The organism is Rhodobacter viridis, assembly GCF_003217355.1.
Lineage (GTDB): Bacteria > Pseudomonadota > Alphaproteobacteria > Rhodobacterales > Rhodobacteraceae > Rhodobacter > Rhodobacter viridis.
Genome location: NZ_QJTK01000001.1, coordinates 629,047 through 653,088, shown reverse-complemented (window position 1 = coordinate 653,088; position 24,042 = coordinate 629,047). Strand labels below are relative to the sequence as shown.

Here is a 24,042-nt window from a genome sequence, read left to right as displayed (position 1 = left end):
CGGATCAGAGGTTCAGCGCGCGAAAGACTTTCGGCAGCTCCTCAGGCAGGTCTTCGGCGATGAGGCCGGGGCCGAAGCTCAGCGCGGCCTCGACATGCAGCCAGGTGCCGGTGCAGGCGGCTTCGAAGGGCGAGAAGTTGCGCGCCATCAGACCGGCGATGATTCCGGCCAGAACGTCGCCCGATCCCGCGGTCGCAAGCCAGGGGGCGGCGCGGCTGCCTGTCGCGCTGTGCACTGCGGCCTCTCCCGAAGGATGCGCGATGGCGGTTTCCGGGCCTTTCAGCAGCACGGTGCATTTGACCCGATCGGCGGCATGGCGGGCGGCTTCGACCAGCGTCAGCGAGCCGTCTTCAAGGGCATGGGCAAGATCGGGGAAGAGCCTGCGGAATTCGCCCAGATGCGGGGTGATCACCACCTGTTCGTGCAGCGCAGTAAAGAGCGGGCGCGGATCGGCGGTGAAGGCCGTCAACGCATCGGCGTCAAGCACGGTCGGGCGGCGCAGCCAAAGCGCGGCCGGGGCCATTTCAAGCGCGCGGGGCTGACCCAGCCCGGGGCCGAGGCAAAGCGCATTCAGCCGCGGATCCTGAAAATGGCCGCGCAGGGAATAGGCATCGGGCAGGGCGGTCAGCATGATCGCATTCAGCTGGGCCGCATTCTCGGCCAGGCTGATCTGCGGGCAGGCGAGCGTCACAAGGCCCGCGCCCACGCGCAGCGCCGCACGGGCGGCCAGACGGGCGGCGCCGCCCTTGCCGGGGCTTCCCGCCAGAACCATCGCATGGCCGTGGTCGTATTTATGCGCCGCAGCCGGTTTGGCGAGGCGGGAGCGCATCTCCTCGGTCAGGGTGATCTGGCGGATCATGGCGGTCTCCGGCGCGGTCGGTCCTTCCGCACCATATAGTCAGGCGTTGGTGTGGAAAGGGTGAAGATTTGCGTCAGAGCCCGATCGGCTTGACGATGACGCCGATGCCTTCGGCGCGCAGGCGGGCGTGCAGCGGTTTCTCGCGGTGAAAGGTCACGGCGAGCGAGCAGGGCGCGGAGGGCCAGCCGACGGAATCGGGCAGCGCATCCGCGTCACGCCCCGAGGGCAGGTCAATCGCCAGCACCGGGCGTCCGGCCGTGGCCAGCGCGCTGAAGATCGGGCCGAAGCCGGTCAGCGGCCGTGTCAGCCCGAGGCCGAAGAGCGCATCGACGACCAGATCGGCCGTGCTGAAATCGGGCGCGGCGGGCAGGGCCGAGAGCGTGCCGATGCGACGCCAGCGGTCGTGATTGGTGCGCGCGTCCGGCGGCAGCCTCTCGGGGTCGCCATAAAGATAGAGCGTCACCTTCCAGCCGCGGCGGCGCAGCAGGCGCGCGACCACGAAACCATCGCCGCCATTGTTGCCCGGGCCGCAGAGCACCACCGCATGGCGGGGCACATCCGCCGGGGTGCGAAAATCGGGCCAGGCCTCGCCGATCGCCTCGACCACGCCGGTTCCGGCGCGCTCCATCAGATCAAGGCCGCTGATGCGGCCGGAGGCAATGGCGGCTCTCTCGAGGCTGCGCATTTCATCACTCGTCAAGATTTCCGTCATTTGCCGCCCGAAGAGTTTCCATTTCGCACAATAAACATGCTAACCGCTCAAATCATCATCGCTGCCGGGGGAATCCCCCGGTGCGGCACCCGGGGCAAAAGCTAGCCGATTGCGGGGCGGCGTGGAAAGTGGTGAGACGAGTGCGCAAGATCGAAAGGGGGAGTCGGCATGAAGAAGGTCGAGGCGATCATCAAGCCTTTCAAGCTCGATGAAGTGAAGGAGGCGCTTCAGGAAGCTGGAATCCAGGGGCTGAGCGTGATCGAGGTGAAGGGCTTCGGACGGCAAAAAGGCCACACCGAGCTTTATCGCGGGGCCGAATATGTCGTCGACTTCCTGCCCAAGGTGAAGATCGAGATGGTGCTGCCCGACGAGATGGTGGATGCCGCCATCGAAGCCATCATCGGCGCCGCGCGCACCGAGAAGATCGGCGACGGGAAGATCTTCGTGTCCTCCATCGAACAGGCGATCCGCATCCGCACCGGCGAGACCGGTGAAGACGCGGTCTGAGATTAGACATTCGGGCCTTCGGCCCTGAACCGCAACGGGCTTGCCCGGAACCCATGCTCAACGAAAGGGTAATTTGCAAATGAGCGCAGTCAAAAAGGCTCTCGATCTGATGAAGGCGGAGGAAGTCGAATATGTCGACATCCGTTTCTGTGACCCGCGTGGCAAACTGCAACACGTGACGCTGATCGCCGACCTCGTCGACGAAGACTTCTTCGAAGAAGGCTTCATGTTCGACGGCTCGTCGATCGCGGGCTGGAAGTCGATCGATCAGTCGGACATGAAGCTGATCCCCGACGCCTCCTCGGTCTACATCGACCCCTTCTACGCCGAAAAGACCATGTGCGTGCACTGCAACGTGGTCGAGCCGGACACCGGCGAAGCCTATTCGCGCGACCCGCGCGGCATCGCGCTGAAAGCCGAAGCTTACCTGAAAGCCTCGGGCATCGGTGACGCCGCCTATTTCGGGCCGGAAGCCGAATTCTTCATCTTCGACGACGTGCGCTACTCGGTCACCCCGGCCAAGGTCGCCTACCAGATCGACGCCGAAGCGGCGGCCTGGAACACCGATGCCGAAGTCGAGATGGGCAACCTCGCCCACCGCGCCGGCCACAAGGGCGGCTACTTCCCGGTGAACCCGGTCGACGAGGCCCAGGACCTGCGTGGCGAGATGCTCTCGACCATGAAGCGCATGGGCATGAAGGTCGACAAGCACCACCACGAAGTGGCGACCTGCCAGCATGAACTCGGGCTGATCTTCGGTGGTCTCACCGAACAGGCCGACAACATCCTGAAATACAAATACGTCATCCACAACGTCGCGCATGCCTATGGCAAGACCGTGACCTTCATGCCGAAGCCCATGAAGGGCGACAACGGCTCGGGGATGCACGTGAACATGTCGATCTGGAAAGACGGGAAACCGCTCTTCGCCGGCGACAAATATGCGGACCTGTCGCAGGAAGCGCTCTACTTCATCGGCGGCATCCTGAAGCACGCGAAAGCGCTGAACGCCCTGACCAACCCGGGCACCAACAGCTACAAGCGTCTGATCCCGGGCTTCGAGGCCCCGGTGCTGCGCGCCTATTCGGCCCGCAACCGCTCGGGCTGCGTCCGTATTCCGTGGACCGAGTCGCCGAAAGCCAAGCGCGTCGAAGCCCGCTTCCCCGATCCGTCGGCGAACCCCTATCTGGCGTTTGCCGCCCTCCTGATGGCCGGTCTCGACGGCATCAAGAACAAGATCGATCCGGGCCCGGCGTCGGACAAGGACCTCTACGATCTGCCGCCGGAAGAACTGGCCGCGATCCCGACCGTCTGCGGCAGCTTGCGTGAAGCGCTGACCGAGCTCGAGAAGGACCACGAGTTCCTGCTGGCCGGTGACGTGTTCACCAAGGACCAGCTGGAAGGCTACATGGCGCTGAAGTGGGAAGAAGTCTACGCTTACGAGCACACCCCCCACCCGGTCGAATACCAGATGTACTACTCCTGCTGATTGGCGGGATGGTTCGGGAAAGGGCGCCTGTCGAGGCGCCCTTTTCTTTTGTCGTGGAAAGGGGCGTATTTGAGCCAAGAAGAAACCCGGGGCTTCTTCTTGGTGCAAATACGCCCTTTTGCCTGCGGCGCTTGACCCCGGGCGCCGCGGTTGCCCCGGACGCAGCGTCACGGTATGAAACGGCAGCATTACCAAGGAGGCGGGCATGAGCGTGGCATGGGTGTTCCCCGGTCAGGGGGCGCAGACGATCGGAATGGGCAAGGCCTTGGCCGAGGCTTATCCGGCGGCGAAGGCGGTCTTCGACGAGGTGGACGCGGCTCTCGGTGAAAAGCTGAGCGCGCTGATCTGGGAAGGCGAGATCGAGCGGCTGACGCTGACGGCGAATGCGCAGCCGGCGCTGATGGCGACCTCGCTGGCCGCGGTTGCGGCGCTGAAGGCCGAGGGGATCGAGATCGGTTCGGCCGCCTTTGTTGCCGGGCACAGCCTTGGGGAATATTCGGCGCTGTGCGCGGCGGGGGCGTTGACGCTGGCCGATACGGCGCGGCTGCTGCGCATCCGCGGCGAGGCGATGCAATCGGCGGTGCCGGTGGGCGTGGGGGCGATGGCGGCTTTGCTGGGACTCGATTTCGCCACGGCGGCCGAGGTTGCGGCCGACGCGGCGCAGGGCGAGGTCTGTCAGGCGGCGAATGACAATGATCCGGCGCAGGTCGTCGTGTCCGGCCACAAGGCGGCGGTCGAGCGTGCCGTCGAGATTGCCAAGGGCAAGGGCGCGAAGCGCGCGGTGATGCTGCCGGTGTCCGCCCCCTTCCATTGCGCGCTGATGCAGCCCGCGGCGGACCGGATGGCCGAGGCGCTGGCGGCGGTGACGGTCTCGGCGCCGATTGTGCCGGTCGTGGCGAATGTGCGCGCCGAGGCGGTGTGTGACCCCGAGACAATTCGCCAACTGCTGGTGGCGCAGGTCACGGGCTCGGTGCGCTGGCGCGAGTCGGTGCTGTGGATGGTGTCGCAAGGCGTGACCGACTTCTGCGAAGTGGGCGCGGGCAAGGCGCTGTCGGGCATGATCAAGCGCATCGCCAAGGAAACCACGCAGAAGGCCGTTGGCACGCCCGAGGATGTGGCGGGCTTGAAGGGCTGAACGGGCCAAGCCGGGGCTCCGCCCCGGACCCCGAGGTATTTGTGGCAAGATGAATGCCATGACAGGAAAGGCTTGCAGATGTTTGATCTGACTGGGAAATCGGCGCTGGTGACGGGCGCCTCGGGTGGTATCGGTGGCGAGGTGGCGAAGGCGCTGCATGCGGCCGGGGCCAAGGTGGCGTTGTCGGGCACGCGGGTCGAGCCGCTTGAGAAACTGGCGGCCGAGCTGGGCGAGCGGGCCTTTGTGTGCCCGGCGAACCTCTCGGACCCGGCGTCCGTGGAGGCGCTGCCCAAAGCGGCGATCGAGGCGATGGGATCTGTGGATATCCTTGTGAACAACGCGGGGATCACGCGGGACAATTTGTTCATGCGGATGTCGGACGAGGAATGGGCGAGCGTGATCGACGTCAACCTGACCGCCTCGTTCCGGCTGATGCGCGGCGTGCTGCGCGGCATGATGAAGGCGCGCTGGGGGCGGATCGTGAATATCACCAGTGTCGTCGGCCAGACCGGCAATCCGGGCCAGGGCAACTATGCCGCCGCGAAGGCGGGCCTCACCGGCATGTCGAAATCGCTGGCCTATGAAGTGGCCAGCCGCGGCATCACCGTGAACTGCGTCGCGCCCGGTTTCATTGCCACGGCGATGACCGACAAGCTGAATGACGAGCAGAAGGCGAAGATCCTGACGCAGATCCCGGCCGGGCGCATGGGCGCGGCCGAGGAGATCGCGGCGGCGGTGCTGTATCTGGCTTCGCCCGAGGCGGGCTATGTCACCGGCACGACGCTGAGCGTCAACGGCGGCATGGCGATGATCTGAGATCGCCGGTGTGACGAGTTGCCCCTGCCGCAGCGGCAGGGGCGAAAGCAAAACGGCTTGCCTTGTGCTTTCACTGTGATATGAGCGGCGGGGACGAGCGGGGGGTTAGCCTCGGCTCGCGGCAGCCCGGCAAAACCGGTGTTGAAGCCGCTCGAACGAGCACTGACAGGATGGGTTTCGGCCCCCTAAACGAGGAAGAAACATGAGCGACATCGCGGATCGCGTGAAGAAGATCGTCGTGGAGCATCTGGGCGTGGAAGAGGACAAGGTCACCGAGACCGCCTCGTTCATCGACGATCTCGGCGCCGACAGCCTTGACACCGTGGAACTGGTGATGGCTTTCGAAGAAGAATTCGGCATCGAAATCCCGGACGACGCCGCCGAAACCATCCAGACCTTCGGCGATGCGGTGAAGTTCATCACCGAAGCCGCCTGATCGGTTTTTGAGCTTTCGAGCTTGACGAACGGCGCCCCTCGGGGCGTCGTTTGCGTTTTGGCGCTGTCTGGACCTGCGACGCTTGCTGAATCGTTAAAATAGATACATGCTGAACTCCGGATTTCGTCAGAAGGAGTTGGTGATGGTTCTGTCCAAAGCTGTTTTCGCCGTAACTGTTGCGGCCCTGATGTTGGCGGCGCCGGCCCGTGCCGACCCTGCCGTGGGTCTTGGGGTGTCGATCGCCTTCGGCGGCGGTCAGGTACAATCCGGCGTCGGCCTGCGGGTGTTTTCGGATGACGAAGACGACAGCGTCGTTGCGACGGCCGGTGTCGATTATCTGTTTCAGAGCAAGTCCTGGCGCGGCACCTTTGGCGGTGCCTATGTGAATGACGATGCCTATATCGGCCTCGATCTGGGCTACGGCATCGGCGGCGGTGGCTTCACCTACGGTCCGAGCGGTGGTTTTGTCAACACGAGCGCGCCTGCGGTCGCGAGCACCGGCGGCGGCGGCGGTGGTGGCGGGCCGGAGGCGCAGTCGCCGTTCTGATCGGCTTGCCGTCTCATCAAGCCATCGGGGCTGGCGGACCCTTCGCCAGCCCTTTCGGTTTCTGAGGCGATCCCTCTTTCGCACGGCACGGAGTTCGGGCACGATTGAGGGACACAAGGAGGGGCGATGCGGGTCTTTCTGGGCATCATGGTTCCCGAGGCGCTTTGGGGCGCGATTGCGGCCTTGCAGGGCGAATTGGGCTGCGGGCGGGCCGTGGCCGAGGAGGCGCTGCATCTGACTCTGGTGTTTCTGGGTGATGTCGAACCGCCGGAACTGGAGTTGCTGCACGAGGAACTGGTCGGGATTTCGGTTGCGCCGGTCACGCTGGGACTGGCGGGGCTTGATGTGCTCGAGGGCGGTGATCGGACCCGGGCGCTGGTGCTGAAGCTGCGGCCCGAACCGGCGCTTGAGGCCTTGCAGGCGAAACTGGCACAGGCCGCGCGGCGGGCGGGGATTGATCTGGAACGGCGGCGGTTTCGGCCGCATGTGACGATTGCGAGGTTCAACAAGGGCTTGACCGAGACGCAGGCGGCGCGGCTGGGGCATCTGCTGGAAAGCCGGGGCGATGTGGTCTTGCCGGAGTGGCGGGTGACGGGCTTTGCGCTGCTGCGCTCGCATCTGACGCGGGAGGGGGCGGAGTATGAGGTGCTGGCCGAGTATCCCGAGCGCGCAGAGTTTACCTTGGGGCAGGCGAAGTGATGCCTGCGGCGGCGCATGACGTTGCACGGCTTTTGCGGCCCGTGTAGAAGGCCTTAACGAAACGCGAAAGGGGTTTGCGATGCGTCGGGTTGTCGTCACGGGTCTGGGTCTGGTCACGCCGCTGGCTTGCGGGGTCGAAGAAACCTGGTCGCGGCTTCTGGCTGGTCAGTCGGGGGCGGGTCTGATCTCGCGCTTTGACGCCTCGAATGTGGTGACGAAATACGCCTGCGAAGTGCCGCGCGGCGATGGCACCGAGGGCACGTTCAATCCCGATCAGTGGATGGAGCCGAAAGAGAGCCGCAAGGTCGATGAGTTCATCCTGTATGGCGTCGCCGCGGCGGTGCAGGCGGTGAAGGATTCGGGCTGGGAGCCGGAAGACGAGGAGGACCGCTGCCGCACCGGCGTGATGATCGGCTCGGGCATCGGCGGGCTGCAGACGATTGCGGAAACCGCCGTCCTGATCAAGGAGAAGGGGCCGAAGCGCGTCAGCCCGTTCTTCATTCCGGCGGCGCTGATCAACCTCGTCTCGGGGCATGTCTCGATCCGCTTCGGCTTCAAGGGGCCGAACCATGCGGTGGTGACGGCTTGCGCGACGGGCGCCCATGCGATCGGCGATGCGGCGCGGCTGATTGCGCTTGGCGATGCCGATGTGATGGTGGCGGGTGGCGCCGAGAATCCGATTTCCGAGATCGGCATTGCCGGGTTCAACGCCTGCAAGGCGCTTTCGACCAAGCGGGCCGAGGAGCCGACGGCGGCGAGCCGTCCGTGGGATGTCGACCGCGATGGCTTCGTCATGGGCGAGGGCGCTGGCGTCGTCGTGCTGGAAGAATACGAACACGCGAAAGCGCGCGGCGCGAAGATCTATGCCGAGGTGCTGGGCTATGGCATGTCGGGCGATGCCTATCACATCACCGCGCCCTCGGAAGATGGCGATGGCGGGTTCCGGGCGATGACGGCAGCGGTGAAGCGCGCGGGCATTGCGCCGAGCCAGATCGATTACATCAACGCGCATGGGACCTCGACCATGGCCGACACGATCGAGCTGGGCGCGGTCGAGCGGCTTCTGGGCGAGGCGGCTTCGAAAGCGACGATGTCCTCGACGAAATCGGCGATCGGGCATTTGCTGGGCGCGGCCGGGGCGGTCGAGGCGATCTTCTGCATTCTGGCGATCCGTGATCAGGTCGCGCCGCCGACGCTGAACCTGGATAACCCGGCGGTCGAAGCGAAGATCGACCTGGCGCCGAAGGCGGCGGTGAAGCGCAAGATCGACATCGCGATGTCGAACAGCTTCGGCTTTGGCGGCACCAATGCGGCGCTGATCCTGGGCAAGGTGAACGGATGATGTGGCGCAACATCGTCTCCAACTTCCTCACCCTGTTGATTGTTCTGATGGTTGTGTTGGGGGGAGTGGTGACCTGGGCGAAGCGTCAGTATGACGGGTCCGGCCCGCTGACGGCGGGGATGTGTCTGCGCGTCGAGCCCGGCGCGAAGTTTCGCGATGTGTCGGAGACGCTGAAGAACAAGGGCGCGATTTCCTCCGCCTATATCTTCCGCGCCGGGGCCGATTACGACAAGAAGGCCGACAAGCTGAAGGTGGGCTCCTATCTGATCGCACCCGGATCCTCGATGGCGGGGATTGTCGAGCAGATCACGGCGGGCGGGCCCTCGACTTGCGGCACCGAGCTGAATTACCGCATCGGGGTGAATGGCCAGCAGATGATCCTGCGCGAGCTGGACCCTGCGGTGGGTGATTATGTCGAGGTGGCGAAGTTCGATCCGAAGCTGGAGCCCGCGCCTGCGGGCTTTGCCGAGGACGCGGCGATGTCGGATGTGCGGCTGCGGGTGACTTTGGCCGAGGGCGTGACCAGTTGGCAGGTGGTCGAGGCGCTGAAATCGGCGGATTTCCTGACCGGCGAGGTGGCGAAGCTGCCGCCGGAGGGGAGCCTCTCGCCCGACAGTTACGAGATGAAGCGCGGCGCGAAACGGGCCGATCTGATCGCCGAGATGGAAGAGCGGCAAAAGGCGGTTCTGGCGGCGGCCTGGGCCGCGCGTGCGCCGGGGGTGCCCTATGGCACGCCCGAAGAGGCGCTGGTGATGGCCTCGCTCGTCGAGAAGGAAACCGGTGTGCCCGAAGAGCGCGCGCGGGTGGCGAGCGTCTTCGTCAACCGGATCGCGCAGGGGATGCGGCTGCAGACCGACCCGGCGGTGATCTATGGCGTGACCAAGGGGCAGGGCGTGCTGGGCCGCGGTCTGCGGCAGTCGGAGCTGCGGCGCGAGACGCCTTACAACACCTATGTGATCGACGGGCTGCCGCCGGGGCCGATCTGCAACCCGGGGGCGGCGGCGATCAAGGCGGCGCTGAACCCTGATTCGACGAAATACCTGTATTTCGTCGCCGATGGCACCGGCGGTCATGCCTTTGCCGAGACGATCGCGGAGCATAACAAGAACGTCGCGCGTTGGCGGGAGATCGAAAAGACCCAAGGTCAGGGTGCAACCGACGGAAACTGAAGAAAAACCCCGGCACTGCCCGGGGTTTTTCCGTTTTCCGGCGCGCAACCTTGGATTTAGCGCTTGACATTGCGCGCGCCCTAAGGTAGATATCTGTCATGCTAGGAGAGGTGGGCAAGCGCCGCGGGAGACCGTGTGCGCTTTTTTCATTTCGCTCGTGCGGATCAGGCATGAGAGGCGGGTAACTCAGAACATGGATATGGGGTTCAAGGGTGGGGACACTCCTCCGGTGGATTTGCTGGAGGAGACGGAGGAACTTTATCGGGAAATTGCCGGGGAACTGGCGCTGGCGATGAAAGGGGTTCGCCAGGGCGAGATGAAGGAGGCCAAGGCCGCCGCGCAGGCGGTCAAGGACCTTCGCACGGCCTTCCAGATGGTGATGGAAGAAAGGGTGCGCGTTGAAAAACTTCGCAGACAAGTGGCCGGAGTCGTCTCCGGAAGCGAGCTCGACCTGGATTCTGCCCGGGCTGAGATCGGGCGCCGCCTGGCTTGCCTCCGCGACGCCGCAGGAGGTTGACGCCTTTCTGAACGGGCTTGGGGACAATGCGTTGCTGGCTTTGCCCTGGATCTTCGAGTTCTGGGCCTTGCCCCATCAGCTGCCCCCCGTGGGCGGCTGGAAGAGCTGGGTGATCATGGGGGGACGCGGGGCTGGCAAGACACGGGCCGGGGCGGAATGGGTGCGCGCGCAGGTTGAGGGCGCGCGGCCCGCCGACCCCGGCCGGGCGCATCGGGTGGCGCTGGTGGGCGAGACCTTCGATCAGGTGCGCGATGTGATGATCTTTGGCGAGAGCGGGATTCTGGCCTGCTCTCCGCCCGACCGGCGCCCGGAGTGGGAGGCGACGAAACGCAGGCTCGTCTGGGCGAACGGGGCGACGGCGCAGGCCTATTCGGCGCAGGAGCCCGAGGCGCTGCGGGGGCCGCAGTTCGATGCGGCCTGGGTCGACGAGTTGGCAAAGTGGAAAAAGGCCGAGGAAACCTGGGACATGCTGCAGTTCGCACTGCGGCTGGGCAAGCATCCGCAGCAGGTGATCACCACGACGCCGCGCAATGTCGGTGTGCTGAAGGCGATCCTGAGCAACCCCTCGACGGTGCTGACCCATGCGCCGACCGAGGCGAACCGGGCCTATCTGGCGGAAAGCTTCCTGACCGAGGTGCAGGCGCGCTATGCGGGCACGCGGCTTGGGCGGCAGGAGCTGGAGGGGGTGCTGCTCGAGGATGTCGAGGGGGCGCTTTGGACCACGGCGCAGCTGGAGGGGCTGCGGCTGGCGGCTCCGCCCGAGATGGACCGGGTGGTGGTGGCGCTCGATCCGGCCGTGACCGGGGGCGCGGGGTCAGACGAATGCGGGATCGTGGTGGCGGGCGCGGTGACCCGCGGCCCGGTTGCCGAGTGGCGGGCCTATGTGCTGGAGGATGCCTCGGTCCGCGGTCGGCCGACCGATTGGGCGCTGGCGGCGATTGCCGCGATGGAACGCTGGGGTGCCGAGAAGCTGGTGGCCGAGGTCAATCAGGGCGGCGACATGGTCGAGAGCGTGCTGCGCCAGATCGATCCGCTGGTGCCGTTCAAGGCGCTGCGGGCCTCGCGGGGGAAATCGGCGCGGGCGGAGCCGGTGGCGGCTTTGTATGAGCAGGGCCGGGTCAAGCATTGCCGTGACGGGCGGCTTGGCGCGCTTGAGGATCAGATGTGCCGGATGACCGTGCAGGGCTATTCCGGCAAGGGCTCGCCCGACCGGGTGGATGCGCTGGTCTGGGCGATGACGGAATTGATGATCGAGCCCGCAGCGCATTGGCGCCGGCCGCAGGTGCGTGGGCTTTGAGGGCGCAAGGGCGTATTTGGGCCAAGAAGAAGCAGGCTGCTTTCATCTTGCCGAAAATACCTCACGGGGGTGCGGGGGTGTGAAACCCCCGCTCTTGACCGCTGATGACGTGCCGAAAGGGTCGGGAGATTTCCCGGCCCTTTTTCTTTGGCCGGGGCCTTGGGCCGGGCCGCGACGAGGAGAACGGGATGGGACTGAATTTCTTTCGCAGGGCGGCCCCGGAGGGGACAACCGAGACGGCCGTCGAGCGCAAGGCCTCGGTGACGGGGCGGATCGTGGCGATGGCCTCGGGGGCGGGACGGCCGGTCTGGGGACCGCGCGATACGGTCAGCCTGATGCGCGCGGGGTTCAATGGCAATCCGGTCGGGTTCCGCTCGGTCAAGCTGATTGCCGAGGCGGCGGCGGCGGTGCCCTTGATCTGTCAGGATGCCGAGCGGCGCTACGACGTGCATCCGGTGCTGGATCTTTTGCGTCGTCCGAATGCCGGGCAGGGGCGGGCGGAGTTGTTCGAGGCGCTGTTCGGGCAGATCCTGCTGTCGGGCAATGGCTATCTGGAGGCGGTCTGCCCCGAGCCGGGTGTGCCGAAGGAGTTGCATGTGCTGCGATCCGATCGGATGGCGGTGGTGCCGGGGACGGATGGTTGGCCGGTGGGGTATGATTACACCGTGGGCGGGCGCAAGCATCGCTTCGACATGACGGGCCATCCCGATCCGATCTGTCACATCAAGAGCTTCCATCCGACCGATGATCATTATGGCCTTTCGCCCATGCAGGCGGCGGCGGTGGCTTTGGACGTGCATAACGCCGCGAGCGCCTGGTCGAAGGCGCTTTTGGACAATGCGGCGCGGCCCAGTGGCGCGATCATCTACAAGGGCGCGGATGGGCAGGGCGTTCTGGCGCCCGAGCAGTATGAGCGGCTGATCTTCGAGATGGAGACGCATCATCAGGGCGCGCGGAATGCCGGACGGCCGATGCTGCTTGAAGGTGGGCTCGACTGGAAGCCGATGGGGTTCAGCCCCTCGGACATGGAATTTCACGAGACGAAGGCGGCGGCGGCGCGGGAGATCGCGCTCGCCTTCGGGGTGCCGCCGATGCTGATCGGTATTCCGGGCGATGCGACCTATGCCAATTACGCCGAGGCGAACCGGGCGTTTTATCGGCTGACCGTGCTGCCGCTTCTGACCCGGGTTTCGGCGGCGTTGGCCTGGTGGCTGTCGGGGTTCTGGGGCGCCGCGATCGAGTTGAAGCCGGATCTGGATCAGGTGCCCGCGCTTTCCGCCGAGCGCGATCAGCTTTGGTCACGGATCGGCGCGGCCGCTTTTCTGAGCGACAGCGAGAAACGGGTGCTTTTGGGGCTGCTGCCGGTCGCGGAGGGGTGAGGCATGGTGGTGGGGGGGTCGCGCTACCTCAAGGAGCCGTTCGAGGTGCATGAGCAGCGGTTCGAGGCGACCGAGCGGATCATGGAGTTGCAGTTCACCCAGGTGGACCGGCGGCTCGAGAAGATCGAGGTGATGATCGAGCGGCTGGAAAAGCGGTTGTTCATGACGGTTTACGGCGTCGTCGCCGTGATCCTGACGCAGGCGGTGCAGGGCATTTTGAATTTTGCCCCGAAGTGAGGAGCGGAGAATGGAGAGAGGCGAGAGCGGGCTGGAGGTGAAGTTCTGTGGCGCGCAACCGGTGCAGGTGCAGGACGGCACGCGGATCGAGGGCTATGCGAGCCTGTTCGGTCTGCCCGATCAGGGCGGCGACGTGGTGGCGAAGGGCGCTTATGCGAAAAGTCTTGCGGCGATCAAGGCGCGGGGCGGCTCGGTCAAGATGCTGTGGCAGCATGATCCGGCGCAGCCGATCGGCGTCTGGGACGAGATCCGGGAAGATGCGCGCGGGCTTTACGTCAAGGGCAGGCTCTTGCCCGAGGTGGCGCGGGCGCGCGAGGCGGTGGCGCTGATTGAGGCGGGGGCGATCGACGGGCTGTCGATCGGCTATCGCACGATCACGGCCGAGAAGGACGCAAAAGGCCAGCGGCTGCTTGCGGAACTGGAGCTTTGGGAAGTGTCGCTGGTGACCTTCCCGATGCTTCGCGAGGCGCGGGTGGCGGCGAAGGGCGAAAGCCTTGCGGCGGCTGACTGGCGCGATCTGGCCGAGGCGCTGGCAAGGGCCACGGCCGAACTGGCGGCGCGCTGAGCCCCGCCGCTGCTGCAGGAGAGTTGAGAGGATGAAGACCGAGACCAAGGCTCGGGCCGGATCGGGCATGCCCGAGGCCCCCGATCCGGCCGCCGAGGTGAAAACCGCGCTGGCCGGGTTCCTGAAGGAAGTCAAAGGCTTTCAGGACGACGTGAAGACGAGATTGCAACAACAGGAAGAGCGTGTGACCATGCTGCAGACCAGAACTTTCGCCGGGCGTCATGCCCTTGCCGCCGCCGCCTCGGAGGAGGCGCCGCATCAGAAGGCTTTCGCGGCCTATCTGCGCTCGGGCGATGACGGGGGCCTGCGCGGCCTGACGCTTGAGGGCAAGGGGATGACCTCGGCGGTGGCGGCCGATGGCGGCTATCTGGTCGATCCGCAGACCGCCGAGACGATCCGCGGCGTGTTGCGCTCGACCGCGTCGCTGCGCCAGATCGCCAATGTGGTGAATGTCGAGGCCACCGCCTTCGAGGTGCTGGTGGACAAGACCGATCTGGGCTCGGGCTGGGCGACCGAGGTGGCGGCGCTGACCGAGACTGCCGCGCCGCAAATCGACCGCATCACCATTCCGCTTTACGAGCTGGCGGCGATGCCGAAGGCGTCGCAGCGGCTTCTGGATGACAGCGCCTTTGATATCGAGACCTGGCTGGCGGGGCGGATCGCCGACAAATTCGCCCGGGCGGAAGCGGCGGCCTTCATTTCGGGCGACGGGGTGGACAAGCCGACCGGGTTCCTGACGAAGACCAAGGTGGCGAATGGCTCCTGGGCCTGGGGCAGCCTTGGCTATGTCGCCACGGGCGCGGCGGGCGATTTCGCGGCGGTGAATGCCTCGGATGCGGTCGTTGATCTGGTCTATGCGCTTGGCGCCGAGTACCGCGCCAATGCGAGCTTCGTGATGAATTCGAAGACCGCGGGCGCGGTGCGCAAGATGAAGGATGCCGACGGCCGGTTCCTTTGGGCGGACAGCCTGTCGGCGGGTGAACCGGCGCGGCTGATGGGCTATCCGGTGCTGATCGCCGAGGACATGCCCGATATCGCGGCCAATGCCTATGCGATCGCCTTTGGCGATTTCGGCAATGGCTACACGATCGCGGAACGCCCGGATCTGCGGGTGCTGCGTGACCCCTTCTCGGCCAAGCCGCATGTGCTGTTCTATGCCTCCAAGCGCGTCGGTGGCGATGTCAGCGATTTCGCCGCGATCAAGCTTCTGAAGTTTGCCGCCTCGTAACGGGCGGTGAAGGGGCCGGGGGGTGACCTCCGGCTCACCGGTTCGCCGGCGGGCGGGCGCGGGTCTCGAGCCGCTGCCTAGCTGCTCCCTCCGTCCGAGTGGCGGTGCGGGGGCCGCGCCCGAACGCCGGGCCTGACTGCCCAATCGCAGGACCGCCGGGGGCGGTCAGCCTTTCGGAGAATTTCCATGATGCTGAACGAACTGACGGCGGTGCCCGGGACGGCGCTGCCGGTGGCCGAATTCCGCGACCATCTGCGGCTGGGCACCGGCTTTGCCGATGTGGGCGCCGAGGATGCGGCGTTGCAGGCCTATCTGCGCGCGGCGATGGCCGCGATCGAGGGGCGCACGGCCAAGGCGCTGATTTCCCGAGACTTCCGGCTTTCTCTGACCTGCTGGCGCTGGGGCGAGATGCAGACCTTGCCGATTGCGCCGGTGAGTGCGGTGACTGCGTTGCGGCTGGTCGACAGCGCGGGCGCCGCGACGTTGGTGCCCGGGGGCTGGCGGCTGGTGCAGGACATGGCGCGGCCGCGGGTCGAGGCGCTGGGGGCGTTGCTGCCCGATATCCCGGTGCATGGCCGTGCCGAGATCGATTTCATCGCCGGGTTCGGGGCGGGCTGGAGCGCGCTGCCGGTCGATCTGGCGCAGGCGGTGTTCCTGCTCGCGGCGCAGTATTACGAGTTGCGCCATGACGGGGCGGCCGAGGGCGGCGCGATGCCTTTTGGCGTGATGGCGTTGATCGAACGCTGGCGCACGGTGCGGGTGCTGGGGGGGCGGCCATGACCGTGCCGCGGCTGAACCGCAAGCTGGTGCTGGAGGAGGCCACGCGCGGCGCCGATGGCGCGGGCGGGCATCGGCTGAGCTGGGTCGCCAAGGGCGAACTCTGGGCCGAGGTGACGGCGGGCAGCGGGGTCGAACGGGCGGGAGAATTCGTCACGCTGGCCTCGGTGCCCTGGACCATCGTCGTGCGGGCGGCCCCTGTTGGGCATGCCAGCCGCCCGAAGCCCGAGCAACGCTTTCGCGAGGGCACGCGGATCTTTCGCATCCTCGCCGTCGCGGAGCGCGACCGCGAGGGGCATTACCTGACCTGCTTTGCCCGTGAGGAGGTGGTGGCATGAGCTATGCGGTTGCGGGCGCGCTGCAGGCGGCGATTTACCAGCATCTGCGGGCGGATGCGCCCTTGGCTGCGCTGGTTGGGGCGGCGGTTTACGATGCGATGCCGCCGGGCACGCTGGTCGGCACCTATGTGAGCCTTGGGCCCGAGGACGTGGCCGATGCCTCGGACAAGACGGGCGATGGGGCGACGCATGATTTCGTCGTTTCCGTGATCACCGACGAGGCGGGATTTGCGACGGCGAAGGCGGCGGCGGCGGCGGTCTCGGATGCGCTCGTCGGCGCCGATCTGATGCTGACGCGCGGGCGGCTGGTCGGGCTGTGGTTCCTGCGCGCGCAGGCGCGGCGGGTGGAAAAGGCCGACACGCGGCGGATCGATCTGACCTTTCGGGCGAGGGTCGAGGGCTGACGCCCTCGGGTCGGGCGCGCGTCGAGGGCTGACGCCTGCTCGGGCGATGCAATTTCAACATCTGGAGTGACGACATGGCGGCGCAGAACGGCAAGGACCTTCTGATCAAGATCGACCTGAACGGGTCAGGGCAATTCGAGACCATCGCGGGGCTGCGCGCGACGCGGATCAGCTTCAATGCGGAAACGGTCGATGTGACCTCGCTGGAAAGCCAGGGCGGCTGGCGGGAATTGCTGGGGGGAGCGGGGGTGCGCTCGGCCGCGATTTCCGGCTCGGGGGTGTTCAAGGACGCCGATACCGACGAGCGGGCGCGGCAGATCTTTTTCGACGGCGAAGTGCCCGAGTTTCAGGTGATCATCCCCGATTTCGGCATCGTGCAGGGGCCGTTCATGATCACCTCGATCGACTATGCGGGCAGCCACAATGGCGAGGCGACTTACGAGCTCGCGCTGGCCTCGGCGGGTGCGCTGAGCTTCACGGCGATCTGAGGGCGATGATGGCGAACCCTTGGGCGGGCGAGGTCGAGGTGGTTCTGGGGGCCGAGCGGCGGGTGGCGAAGCTGACGCTGGGTGCGCTTGCGGAACTGGAGACGGGGCTGGGCGAGGTCTCGCTGATGGATCTGGTGCGGCGGTTCGAGACGGGGGCGTTTTCGAGCCGCGACGTGCTGGCGCTGATCGTGGCGGGGCTGCGCGGTGGCGGCTGGGAGGGACGGGCGGAGGATCTGCGCACGGTCGAGATCGGCGGCGGGCCGGTCGGTGCGGCGCGGATCGCGGCCGAGTTGCTGGCGCGCGCCTTCACCGTGCCGGGGCAGGGCGGATCGTGAGCGGTGGCCTTGACTGGCCGGGTCTGCTGCGGGTCGGGCTGAAGGGGCTGGGGCTGCGGCCATGGGATTTCTGGCGGCTGACGCCGGCGGAGCTGGCCGTGATGCTGGGCGAGGTGGCGGGGGCGCCGCCCTTGACGCGCGGACGGCTTGCGGAGCTTGCGGCGCGGTTTCCCGATGTGCCGCGCGACGGCGAACTGAAAGGATAAGCGATGATCGATGGCAACGGGCTCGATGCGCTGAGCCAGCAGGCGGCGGAGCTGGAGCAGGCGCTGGGGGGCGCCGAGGGGGTGGCCGCGAGTTTCAGTGATGAACTTGGGCGGATGCGGGAAAGCCTGACCTACACGAGCCGCGAGGTGGGCAGCCTGTCGCAAAGCTTTGGGCGCTCGATCCGGCGGGCGTTCGATGGCGTGATCTTCGACGGCATGAAGCTTTCGGATGCGCTGAGTTCGGTGGCCGAGGGGATGGCGCAGGCGGCCTATTCGGTGGCGATGAAGCCGGTGCAGGATGCGATCGGCGGGGCGATTGCGACCTCGCTCAGCGGGATGCTGGGCGGGGTCTTCGGCTTTGCGAAGGGCGGGGCCTTTTCGCAAGGGCAGGTGCTGCCCTTTGCCAAGGGGGGCGTCGTCTCTTCGCCCACGCATTTTGCGATGCGGGGCGTGACGGGCCTGATGGGCGAGGCCGGGCCCGAGGCGATCATGCCGCTGGCACGGGGCGCGGACGGGCGATTGGGCGTGCAGGCCGCGGGCGGGCGGGTGGTCAATGTGGTGATGAACGTGACGACGCCCGATACGGCCGGGTTTGCCCGCAGTCAGGGGCAGATCGCGGCGCAGGTGAACCGCGCGCTCGCGCGGGGATCGCGCAACGCCTGAGGAGGAAAGCATGGCATTTCATGAAGTTCGGTTCCCGGCCAATCTGAGTTTCGGCTCGGTCGGCGGGCCGGAGCGGCGCACCGAGATCGTCACGCTCTCGAGCGGGTTCGAGCAGCGCAACAGCCCCTGGGCGCATTCGCGGCGGCATTACGATGCCGGGGTGGGGTTGCGCAGTCTGGATGATGTCGAGCGGCTGATCGCGTTTTTCGAAGCGCGGGGCGGGCAGTTGCACGGGTTTCGCTGGAAGGACTGGGCCGATTACAAGAGCTGTCCGGCCTCGAAGGCGGTGGCGCATGAGGATCAGTTGATCGGCATCGGGGATGGCGTGACGGCCGCGTTTCAGCTGGTCAAGACCTATGTCTCGGGCGGGCAAAGCTATGTGCGGCCGATCGCGAAGCCGGTCGAGGGCACGGTCAAGCTGGGCATTGCGGGGGATCATCAGGCCGAGGCGGTGAATTTCGGCGTCGATCATGGCACCGGGATCGTCATCTTCAACGAGCCGCCGGCAAAGGGGGCGCGGGTGACGGCGGGGTTCGAATTCGATGTGCCGGTGCGGTTCGATACCGACCGGATCTCGGTCTCGGTGCAGTCGTTTCAGGCGGGGGATCTGCCGCAGGTGCCGGTGCTGGAGGTGCGGATCTGATGGCGTATCCGGAGAGTTTGAAGGCGCATCTCGCGCAGGGCGTGACGACGGTGGCGCGGGCCTGGGCGCTGGCGCGGTCGGATGGGCGGGTGCTTGGCTTCACCGATCATGACCGGGCGCTTGCGTTCGCGGGGATCGGCTTCGAGCCGGGCAGCGGCATGACGGCTAAGGCGCTGATGCAGGGTACGGGGCTGTCGGTGGACAATACCGAGAGTTACGGCGCGCTGAGCTCCGAGGCGATCACCGAGGCCGACATTCTGGCCGGGCGCTATGATGGCGCCGAGGTCCGGGTCTGGCTGGTGAACTGGGCCGAACCGAGCGCGCGGGTGCTGACCTTTCGCGGCCGATTGGGCGAGGTGTCGCGGGGCGCGGGCGGGTTCACGGCCGAGTTGCGAGGCTTGACCGAGGCTTTGGGGCTGGAGCGGGGGCGGATCTATCACCCGCGCTGTGCGGCCGTTCTGGGCGATGGCAAGTGCCGCTTCGATCTGACGAAGGATGGCTATGCGCTGGAGGCGGCGTTGGGCGATGTCGACGAGGCGGTGGTTCTGCGCATCGCCGAGGGGGCGGGCTTCGAGGATCGCTGGTTCGAGAAGGGGCGGTTGGTCGTGCTGGGCGGCGCGGCCGCGGGCCTGATCGGCGTGGTGAAAAACGACCGGTTGCAGGCGGACGGGTCGCGGCTGATCGAGCTGTGGCAGCGGCTGGGGGCCGATCCGGTCGCGGGCGATCTGGTGCGGATCGAACCGGGCTGTGACAAGCGTGCCGAGACCTGTCGGCTGAAATTCGACAACTTTCTGAATTTCCGCGGATTTCCTCACATCCCGGGGGAAGACTGGCTGGTCTCCTATCCGGTGCAGAGCGGCACGAATGACGGCGGGAGCCTGTTTCGATGAGCGCGGTCGGGCCACAGGCGGTGGCGATCGCGCGGGCGTGGATTGGTACGCCCTATCGGCATCAGGTCTCGGTGCAGGGCGCGGGGACGGATTGTCTGGGGCTGTTGCGCGGGGTCTGGCGGGCGCTTTACGGGGCCGAGCCGGAACTGGTGCCGCCCTATACGGCCGATTGGTCCGAGCCCGCGCGCGAGGAAATACTCTGGCGGGCGGCGGCGCGGCATCTGGTGGCCCTGCCGAGGGGCGGTGTGCCCGAGGCGCCCGGCGAGGTGCTGCTGTTCCGGATGCGCACGGGCGCTGTCGCCAAGCATCTGGGCATCGCCACCGAGATCGGGGCGCGGGCGAGCTTCGTGCATGCCTACACGGGCCATGGTGTGGTCGAGAGCCCGCTGTCGGAGCCGTGGGCGCGCCGGATCGTGGCGCGGTTTCAATTTCCTGAGGGGGCCAGGTGAATGGCGACGATTCTGCTTTCGGCGGCGGGGGCCGCGATTGGCGGCGGCTTTGGCGGCACGGTTCTGGGCCTGTCGGGGGCGGTGATCGGGCGGGCCGTGGGGGCCACTTTGGGGCGGGTGATCGACCAGCGGCTTCTGGGATCGGGGTCGCAAAGTGTCGAGACCGGACGGGTCGACCGGCTGCGGCTGTCGAGCGCCTCGGAGGGCGAGGCGGTCGGGCGGCTTTGGGGGCGGATGCGGGTTCCGGGGCAGGTGATCTGGGCGACGCGGTTCTTCGAGACGAAATCGGTGGAGAAAAGCGGCAAGGGTGCGCCGCGGGCCTCGGTCACGAGTTACAGCTATTCGCTGAGCCTCGCGCTCGCCTTGTGCGAGGGCGAGATCCTGCACGTTGGCCGGGTTTGGGCGGATGGCAGCGAGATCGATGCCTCGAGCCTGAACATGCGGGTTTACAAGGGGGCCGAGGATCAGCTGCCCGACCCGAAGATTGCGGCGGTCGAGGGGGCGGAGGCGGCGCCCGCCTATCGCGGCATCGCCTATGTGGTGATCGAGGATCTGCAGCTTGGCCCCTATGGCAACCGGGTGCCGCAGTTCAGCTTCGAGGTGGTGCGCGCGGCGCAAGGGGCGCTGGCCGAGGCCGAGCCCGATCTGACGCGGGGACTGCAGGCGGTGGCGCTGATCCCCGGCACGGGGGAATATGCGCTGGCCACGACCCCGGTCTATGTGACGACGGGCAGCGGGGTCACTGCAACGCAGGTGGCGGCGAACCAGAATGCGCCCGGGGGGCAGACCGATCTGGTCGCCGCGCTCGAGCGGCTGGAGGAGGAGCTGCCGAACTGCGGGGCGGTGTCGCTGGTGGTGAGCTGGTTTGGCGATGATCTGCGTTGCGGGGCTTGTGATGTGAAGCCCAAGGTTGCCTCGGTGCTGGAGGATGGCAGCAACATGCCCTGGCGGGTCTCGGGAGTGGCGAGGGCGGCAGCCGAGGAAGTGCCGCGGCTGTCGGGGAGCTCGGTCTATGGTGGCACGCCCGCGGATGCTGCGGTAATCGAGGCGATTGTGGCCCTGCGCACGGCAGGCAAGGCGGTGATGTTCTATCCGTTCATCCTGATGGAACAGCTGGCGGGGAATGCTCTGCCAGATCCTTGGAGTGAGGCGGCCGAGCAGCCGACCTTGCCGTGGCGGGGGCGGATCACGCTTTCGGTTGCGCCGGGGCGGGACGGCAGCCCGGATGGCACGGCGGCGGCGGTGGCGCAGGTGGCGGGTTTCTTCGGGACGGCGGAACCGGGTGATTTCGCGATCTCGGGCGGGGAGGTCGTCTATTCCGGCCCTGAAGAATGGTCAATGCGTCGCTTCATCCTGCATTATGCGCATCTGTGCAAATTGGCGGGGGGCGTCGATGCCTTTTGCATCGGCACCGAAATGGTGGCGCTGAACCAGATCCGGGGGCCGGGAAACAGCTTTCCGGCGGTGGCGGCATTTCAGCAACTCGCGGCCGAGGTCAAGGCGATCCTCGGGACCGGATGCAAGATCGGCTATGCGGCGGATTGGTCGGAATATTGGGGTTTCGCGCCCGGCAATGGCGATCGGTTTTTCCACCTTGATCCGCTCTGGGCGGATGCGCATGTCGACTTCATCGGCATCGACAATTACATGCCGCTCTCGGATTGGCGCGAAGGCGAGGATCATCTCGATGCCGGTTGGGGCGCGATCTATGCGCTGGACTATCTGCAGTCCAACATCGAGGGCGGCGAGCTTCATGACTGGTATTATGCCGCACCCGAACATCGCGACGCGCAGATCCGCACGCCGATCACCGATGGCGAGCACGGCGAGCCCTGGATCTGGCGGGCGAAGGACATTCGCAGCTGGTGGCTGAGTGACCACCATGAGCGGGTGGGGGGCTTGCGCTCCGAGGTGGCGACGGCTTGGGTGCCGCAGTCCAAACCCGTGTGGTTCACCGAGATGGGCTGCGCGGCGATCGACAAGGGCACGAACCAGCCCAACAAGTTTCTGGATCCGAAAAGCTCGGAATCGAGCCTGCCGTACTATTCGGACGGGCGGCGCGACGAGCTGATCCAGATGCAATATCTGCGCGCGATGACGCGCTATTGGGGGGATGCGGAGAAGAACCCTGTCTCGGAGGTCTATGGCGGGCCGATGCTGGACATGAGCCGGGCGCATGTCTGGGCCTGGGATACCCGGCCCTGGCCGCAGTTTCCGCTGAATACCACGCTGTGGTCGGATGGCGACAATTATCCGCGCGGGCACTGGATTTCCGGGCGGGCAGTGTCGCAGCCGCTCGCGAATGTCGTGGCCGAGATCTGCAGCGTGGCCGGGATCGAGGAGATCGACGTGAGCGCGCTATATGGCCTTGTGCGCGGCTATACGATGACCGGCGACCAGACCGGGCGCGCGGGACTGCAGGCGCTGATGCTGGCCTATGGATTCGAAGTGCTCGAGCGTGAGGGCAAGCTCGTGTTCCGGATGCGCGACGGCCGGGTCGATGCGGTGCTGAGTGCGGCGGATCTGGCCATTGGTGAAGGCGATGCGGTCGTCGAGACCGTGCGCGCAGCCGAGGCGGAGATCGCGGGGCGGGTGCGGCTCGCCTATGTGGAGGCGGATGGCGATTTCGAAGTCAAGGCGGTCGAGGCGGTCTTTCCCGACGAGGCGGCGGGGGCTGCGGCGGGATCGGAGCTGTCGCTTGCACTGACGCGGGCGCAGGCGCAGGGGATCGTCGGGCGCTGGCTGGCCGAGGCACGGGTGGCGCGCGACAGTGCCCGCTTCGCGCTGCCGCCCTCGCTTGGGCATCTGGGCACGGGCGATGTGGTGGCGCTTGATCTGGCCGAAGGGCAGCGGCGCTATCGGATCGATCGGGTCGAAGGGGCCGGGCTGCTGCAGGTCGAGGCGGTGCGGGTCGAACCCGGTCTTTATGCGCCTGCCGACGAGGTCGAGGATCCGGCGACGCTCCGCCCCTTTGCGGCGCCGGTGCCGGTGACGGCGGTGTTCCTCGACCTGCCGCTGATGAAGGGCGACGAGGATCCGATTGCGCCGCATCTGGCGGTGACGGCGACGCCCTGGCCGGGGACGGTGGCGGTCTGGTCCGCGGACGAGGATGCGGGCTATGCGCTGAATGCGACGCTGGGCACGCGGGCGGTGATCGGGCAGACGCTGACGCCGCTGCACCGGGCCGGGCCCGGGGTCTGGGACCGTGGGGCGCCACTGCGCGTGAAGCTGGCGAGCGGGGCGCTGGACTCGGCGACGGCGCTGCGGGTGCTCAATGGCGCGAATGCTATGGCGATCGGGGACGGCAGTTCGGGCAAGTGGGAGGTGTTCCAGTTCGTCGAGGCGGCGCTGGTGAGCGGCAGGATCTGGGACATCTCGCTGCGGTTGCGCGGTCAGTTGGGCACCGATGCGCTGATGCCCGAGGTCTGGCCCGAGGGGAGCGTGGTGGTGGCTCTGGACGGGGCGCCCGAGCAGATCGCCCTGCCGAGCGCGTCTCGGGGGTTGGCGCGGCATTACCGGATCGGGTCTGCGGCGCGGTCTTATGACGATCCCTCGTTCGTGCATCGGGTCGAGGCTTTCGACAGCGTCGGGTTGCGACCGCTCAGCCCCTGTCATCTGCGCGCGAACCGCGAGGCAAGCGGCTGGACGTTTCGCTGGATACGTCGGACGCGGATCGATGGCGACAGTTGGCAGGGTTACGAGGTGCCGCTTGGCGAGAGCTCGGAGCTGTATCTGATCCGGGTGCTGGAGGGGACGGCCGTCAAGCGGGAGGTGATGGTGGGCACGGCAAGTTGGACCTATCCTGCGGCACTTCAGGTGGCGGATGGCGTTACGGGGCCCTTTTCGGTGAGCATTGCGCAGGTCTCGGACACCTATGGCCCCGGGCTTGCCGCGGTGATCGAGGTCACGACCTGA

28 protein-coding genes are annotated in these 24,042 nt (G+C 66.7%); 26 read left to right on the top strand and 2 right to left on the bottom strand.

Annotated elements, in window-relative coordinates; all coding sequences use genetic code 11:
• Positions 1-4 precede the first annotated feature (4 nt).
• A complete protein-coding gene (locus C8J30_RS03145; protein ID WP_110804230.1) occupies positions 5-859 on the bottom strand; it encodes an NAD(P)H-hydrate dehydratase in 855 nt (284 codons plus the stop codon).
• A gap of 73 nt (positions 860-932) precedes the next feature.
• Positions 933-1,571, bottom strand: a complete 639-nt coding sequence (locus tag C8J30_RS03140) for an NAD(P)H-hydrate epimerase (protein WP_110804229.1) — start codon at positions 1,569-1,571, stop codon at positions 933-935.
• Between the two features lie 168 nt (positions 1,572-1,739).
• Here C8J30_RS03140 and C8J30_RS03135 point away from each other — a divergent pair, with 168 nt between their 5' ends.
• From C8J30_RS03135 to C8J30_RS03010, 26 genes are all read left to right on the top strand, one after another.
• Positions 1,740-2,078 (top strand): P-II family nitrogen regulator, encoded by a 339-nt coding sequence (locus C8J30_RS03135; RefSeq protein ID WP_110804228.1) that lies wholly within the window; start codon positions 1,740-1,742, stop codon positions 2,076-2,078.
• A gap of 79 nt (positions 2,079-2,157) precedes the next feature.
• Entirely contained in the window at positions 2,158-3,567 is a 1,410-nt protein-coding gene (glnA, locus tag C8J30_RS03130) for a type I glutamate--ammonia ligase (protein ID WP_110804227.1), read from the top strand.
• A gap of 205 nt (positions 3,568-3,772) precedes the next feature.
• The gene (fabD, locus tag C8J30_RS03125; RefSeq protein ID WP_110804226.1) at positions 3,773-4,702 is read left to right on the top strand and encodes an ACP S-malonyltransferase; all 930 of its coding nucleotides are present in this window, start codon (positions 3,773-3,775) and stop codon (positions 4,700-4,702) included.
• Positions 4,703-4,780: 78 nt separating this feature from the next.
• A complete protein-coding gene (fabG, locus tag C8J30_RS03120; RefSeq protein WP_110804225.1) occupies positions 4,781-5,518 on the top strand; it encodes a 3-oxoacyl-[acyl-carrier-protein] reductase in 738 nt (245 codons plus the stop codon).
• A 202-nt stretch (positions 5,519-5,720) separates the two neighbouring features.
• Entirely contained in the window at positions 5,721-5,954 is a 234-nt protein-coding gene (locus C8J30_RS03115) for an acyl carrier protein (protein ID WP_013067402.1), read from the top strand.
• A 142-nt stretch (positions 5,955-6,096) separates the two neighbouring features.
• A complete protein-coding gene (locus tag C8J30_RS03110) occupies positions 6,097-6,501 on the top strand; it encodes a hypothetical protein (RefSeq protein ID WP_146227853.1) in 405 nt (134 codons plus the stop codon).
• Positions 6,502-6,627: 126 nt separating this feature from the next.
• Entirely contained in the window at positions 6,628-7,200 is a 573-nt protein-coding gene (thpR, locus tag C8J30_RS03105) for an RNA 2',3'-cyclic phosphodiesterase (protein ID WP_110804223.1), read from the top strand.
• A 79-nt stretch (positions 7,201-7,279) separates the two neighbouring features.
• Positions 7,280-8,542: a beta-ketoacyl-ACP synthase II gene (gene fabF / locus C8J30_RS03100; protein WP_110804222.1), complete on the top strand. Its 1,263-nt coding sequence runs from the start codon at positions 7,280-7,282 to the stop codon at positions 8,540-8,542.
• Positions 8,542-9,711, top strand: coding sequence for an endolytic transglycosylase MltG (mltG, locus tag C8J30_RS03095; RefSeq protein WP_181420758.1), 1,170 nt, complete (start codon positions 8,542-8,544; stop codon positions 9,709-9,711). Before fabF ends, mltG begins: the two co-directional genes overlap by 1 nt.
• A 193-nt stretch (positions 9,712-9,904) precedes the next feature.
• Positions 9,905-10,228, top strand: coding sequence for a hypothetical protein (locus C8J30_RS03090; RefSeq protein ID WP_110804306.1), 324 nt, complete (start codon positions 9,905-9,907; stop codon positions 10,226-10,228).
• The gene (locus C8J30_RS03085; protein ID WP_110804305.1) at positions 10,179-11,525 is read left to right on the top strand and encodes a DNA-packaging protein; all 1,347 of its coding nucleotides are present in this window, start codon (positions 10,179-10,181) and stop codon (positions 11,523-11,525) included. Before C8J30_RS03090 ends, C8J30_RS03085 begins: the two co-directional genes overlap by 50 nt.
• A 188-nt stretch (positions 11,526-11,713) precedes the next feature.
• Positions 11,714-12,904: a phage portal protein gene (locus C8J30_RS03080; protein ID WP_110804220.1), complete on the top strand. Its 1,191-nt coding sequence runs from the start codon at positions 11,714-11,716 to the stop codon at positions 12,902-12,904.
• A gap of 3 nt (positions 12,905-12,907) precedes the next feature.
• The gene (locus tag C8J30_RS03075; protein WP_181420749.1) at positions 12,908-13,141 is read left to right on the top strand and encodes a GTA head formation protein, RCAP_rcc01685 family; all 234 of its coding nucleotides are present in this window, start codon (positions 12,908-12,910) and stop codon (positions 13,139-13,141) included.
• A gap of 10 nt (positions 13,142-13,151) precedes the next feature.
• Entirely contained in the window at positions 13,152-13,706 is a 555-nt protein-coding gene (locus tag C8J30_RS03070) for an HK97 family phage prohead protease (RefSeq protein ID WP_110804219.1), read from the top strand.
• A gap of 31 nt (positions 13,707-13,737) precedes the next feature.
• Positions 13,738-14,934: a phage major capsid protein gene (locus C8J30_RS03065; protein WP_110804218.1), complete on the top strand. Its 1,197-nt coding sequence runs from the start codon at positions 13,738-13,740 to the stop codon at positions 14,932-14,934.
• A gap of 186 nt (positions 14,935-15,120) precedes the next feature.
• Complete coding sequence (locus tag C8J30_RS03060) at positions 15,121-15,714, top strand: head-tail connector protein (RefSeq protein ID WP_110804217.1); 594 nt, start codon at positions 15,121-15,123, stop codon at positions 15,712-15,714.
• Entirely contained in the window at positions 15,711-16,049 is a 339-nt protein-coding gene (locus C8J30_RS03055) for a head-tail adaptor protein (RefSeq protein WP_110804216.1), read from the top strand. The genes C8J30_RS03060 and C8J30_RS03055 overlap by 4 nt, the downstream gene beginning before the upstream one ends.
• Positions 16,046-16,453 (top strand): DUF3168 domain-containing protein, encoded by a 408-nt coding sequence (locus C8J30_RS03050; protein ID WP_110804215.1) that lies wholly within the window; start codon positions 16,046-16,048, stop codon positions 16,451-16,453. Before C8J30_RS03055 ends, C8J30_RS03050 begins: the two co-directional genes overlap by 4 nt.
• Before the next feature lie 74 nt (positions 16,454-16,527).
• On the top strand, positions 16,528-16,941 hold the full coding sequence (locus C8J30_RS03045; RefSeq protein ID WP_110804214.1) for a phage major tail protein, TP901-1 family: 414 nt from the start codon (positions 16,528-16,530) through the stop codon (positions 16,939-16,941).
• Positions 16,942-16,949: 8 nt separating this feature from the next.
• Positions 16,950-17,276 carry a gene transfer agent family protein gene (locus C8J30_RS03040; protein ID WP_110804303.1) on the top strand — a complete coding sequence of 109 codons (327 nt, stop codon included), beginning with the start codon at positions 16,950-16,952 and terminating at the stop codon, positions 17,274-17,276.
• Positions 17,273-17,482 carry a rcc01693 family protein gene (locus tag C8J30_RS03035; RefSeq protein ID WP_110804213.1) on the top strand — a complete coding sequence of 70 codons (210 nt, stop codon included), beginning with the start codon at positions 17,273-17,275 and terminating at the stop codon, positions 17,480-17,482. The genes C8J30_RS03040 and C8J30_RS03035 overlap by 4 nt, the downstream gene beginning before the upstream one ends.
• Before the next feature lie 3 nt (positions 17,483-17,485).
• Positions 17,486-18,145 carry a phage tail tape measure protein gene (locus tag C8J30_RS03030; RefSeq protein ID WP_110804212.1) on the top strand — a complete coding sequence of 220 codons (660 nt, stop codon included), beginning with the start codon at positions 17,486-17,488 and terminating at the stop codon, positions 18,143-18,145.
• A 10-nt stretch (positions 18,146-18,155) separates the two neighbouring features.
• Positions 18,156-18,788, top strand: a complete 633-nt coding sequence (locus C8J30_RS03025) for a DUF2460 domain-containing protein (RefSeq protein ID WP_110804211.1) — start codon at positions 18,156-18,158, stop codon at positions 18,786-18,788.
• Positions 18,788-19,678, top strand: coding sequence for a DUF2163 domain-containing protein (locus C8J30_RS03020; protein ID WP_110804210.1), 891 nt, complete (start codon positions 18,788-18,790; stop codon positions 19,676-19,678). Before C8J30_RS03025 ends, C8J30_RS03020 begins: the two co-directional genes overlap by 1 nt.
• Positions 19,675-20,127 carry a C40 family peptidase gene (locus tag C8J30_RS03015; RefSeq protein ID WP_110804209.1) on the top strand — a complete coding sequence of 151 codons (453 nt, stop codon included), beginning with the start codon at positions 19,675-19,677 and terminating at the stop codon, positions 20,125-20,127. Before C8J30_RS03020 ends, C8J30_RS03015 begins: the two co-directional genes overlap by 4 nt.
• A complete protein-coding gene (locus tag C8J30_RS03010) occupies positions 20,128-24,042 on the top strand; it encodes a baseplate multidomain protein megatron (RefSeq protein WP_110804208.1) in 3,915 nt (1,304 codons plus the stop codon). It begins immediately after the preceding gene.

Excerpts from the sequence above, each read along its gene's own strand:
- C8J30_RS03145 (WP_110804230.1), bottom strand. The coding sequence starts at position 859 with ATGATCCGCCAGATCACCCTGACCGAGGAGATGCGCTCCCGCCTCGCC.
- C8J30_RS03140 (WP_110804229.1), bottom strand. The coding sequence starts at position 1,571 with ATGACGGAAATCTTGACGAGTGATGAAATGCGCAGCCTCGAGAGAGCC.
- C8J30_RS03135 (WP_110804228.1), top strand. The coding sequence starts at position 1,740 with ATGAAGAAGGTCGAGGCGATCATCAAGCCTTTCAAGCTCGATGAAGTG.
- glnA (WP_110804227.1), top strand. The coding sequence starts at position 2,158 with ATGAGCGCAGTCAAAAAGGCTCTCGATCTGATGAAGGCGGAGGAAGTC.
- fabD (WP_110804226.1), top strand. The coding sequence starts at position 3,773 with ATGAGCGTGGCATGGGTGTTCCCCGGTCAGGGGGCGCAGACGATCGGA.
- fabG (WP_110804225.1), top strand. The coding sequence starts at position 4,781 with ATGTTTGATCTGACTGGGAAATCGGCGCTGGTGACGGGCGCCTCGGGT.
- C8J30_RS03115 (WP_013067402.1), top strand. The coding sequence starts at position 5,721 with ATGAGCGACATCGCGGATCGCGTGAAGAAGATCGTCGTGGAGCATCTG.
- C8J30_RS03110 (WP_146227853.1), top strand. The coding sequence starts at position 6,097 with ATGGTTCTGTCCAAAGCTGTTTTCGCCGTAACTGTTGCGGCCCTGATG.
- thpR (WP_110804223.1), top strand. The coding sequence starts at position 6,628 with ATGCGGGTCTTTCTGGGCATCATGGTTCCCGAGGCGCTTTGGGGCGCG.
- fabF (WP_110804222.1), top strand. The coding sequence starts at position 7,280 with ATGCGTCGGGTTGTCGTCACGGGTCTGGGTCTGGTCACGCCGCTGGCT.
- mltG (WP_181420758.1), top strand. The coding sequence starts at position 8,542 with ATGTGGCGCAACATCGTCTCCAACTTCCTCACCCTGTTGATTGTTCTG.
- C8J30_RS03090 (WP_110804306.1), top strand. The coding sequence starts at position 9,905 with ATGGATATGGGGTTCAAGGGTGGGGACACTCCTCCGGTGGATTTGCTG.
- C8J30_RS03080 (WP_110804220.1), top strand. The coding sequence starts at position 11,714 with ATGGGACTGAATTTCTTTCGCAGGGCGGCCCCGGAGGGGACAACCGAG.
- C8J30_RS03075 (WP_181420749.1), top strand. The coding sequence starts at position 12,908 with ATGGTGGTGGGGGGGTCGCGCTACCTCAAGGAGCCGTTCGAGGTGCAT.
- C8J30_RS03070 (WP_110804219.1), top strand. The coding sequence starts at position 13,152 with ATGGAGAGAGGCGAGAGCGGGCTGGAGGTGAAGTTCTGTGGCGCGCAA.
- C8J30_RS03065 (WP_110804218.1), top strand. The coding sequence starts at position 13,738 with ATGAAGACCGAGACCAAGGCTCGGGCCGGATCGGGCATGCCCGAGGCC.
- C8J30_RS03060 (WP_110804217.1), top strand. The coding sequence starts at position 15,121 with ATGATGCTGAACGAACTGACGGCGGTGCCCGGGACGGCGCTGCCGGTG.
- C8J30_RS03055 (WP_110804216.1), top strand. The coding sequence starts at position 15,711 with ATGACCGTGCCGCGGCTGAACCGCAAGCTGGTGCTGGAGGAGGCCACG.
- C8J30_RS03050 (WP_110804215.1), top strand. The coding sequence starts at position 16,046 with ATGAGCTATGCGGTTGCGGGCGCGCTGCAGGCGGCGATTTACCAGCAT.
- C8J30_RS03045 (WP_110804214.1), top strand. The coding sequence starts at position 16,528 with ATGGCGGCGCAGAACGGCAAGGACCTTCTGATCAAGATCGACCTGAAC.
- C8J30_RS03040 (WP_110804303.1), top strand. The coding sequence starts at position 16,950 with ATGGCGAACCCTTGGGCGGGCGAGGTCGAGGTGGTTCTGGGGGCCGAG.
- C8J30_RS03030 (WP_110804212.1), top strand. The coding sequence starts at position 17,486 with ATGATCGATGGCAACGGGCTCGATGCGCTGAGCCAGCAGGCGGCGGAG.
- C8J30_RS03025 (WP_110804211.1), top strand. The coding sequence starts at position 18,156 with ATGGCATTTCATGAAGTTCGGTTCCCGGCCAATCTGAGTTTCGGCTCG.
- C8J30_RS03020 (WP_110804210.1), top strand. The coding sequence starts at position 18,788 with ATGGCGTATCCGGAGAGTTTGAAGGCGCATCTCGCGCAGGGCGTGACG.
- C8J30_RS03015 (WP_110804209.1), top strand. The coding sequence starts at position 19,675 with ATGAGCGCGGTCGGGCCACAGGCGGTGGCGATCGCGCGGGCGTGGATT.
- C8J30_RS03010 (WP_110804208.1), top strand. The coding sequence starts at position 20,128 with ATGGCGACGATTCTGCTTTCGGCGGCGGGGGCCGCGATTGGCGGCGGC.